This window comes from Nosocomiicoccus sp. HMSC059G07 (assembly GCF_001815515.1).
Classification (GTDB): Bacteria; Bacillota; Bacilli; order Staphylococcales; family Salinicoccaceae; genus Nosocomiicoccus; species Nosocomiicoccus ampullae_A.
The window spans coordinates 1-265 of record NZ_KV820837.1; the positions used below are offsets into that span (position 1 = coordinate 1).

Annotated in this window: 1 protein-coding gene; it reads left to right on the top strand. The window is 31.3% G+C overall.

Going from position 1 to position 265, the window contains the following annotated elements; genetic code table 11:
- Positions 1-265, top strand: a 265-nt coding sequence (locus tag HMPREF3029_RS05100) for a G5 domain-containing protein (RefSeq protein WP_144265418.1), incomplete at both ends; no start/stop codon positions are given.

The following is a 265-nucleotide window of genomic DNA, read 5'->3' on the forward strand; positions in this document are numbered from 1 at the left end:
ACGAATACGACGAAAGAAATGTGATTCAAGAAAAGATTGATGAAATCATTGTAGTTGGTCAAGGTGTTAAAACAATAGACCGCCAAGATGTGATTGAAGAAATACCTTTTGAGACAATTTATCGTTATGATGAAAACTTACTAGAAGGAACAGAATATGTCGAACAATTAGGTCAAGAGGGTATTGTAGAAATTACAACTTACTATGAATACATTAATGGTAATTTAGTAAACGAATACGACGAAAGAAATGTGATTCAAGAAAA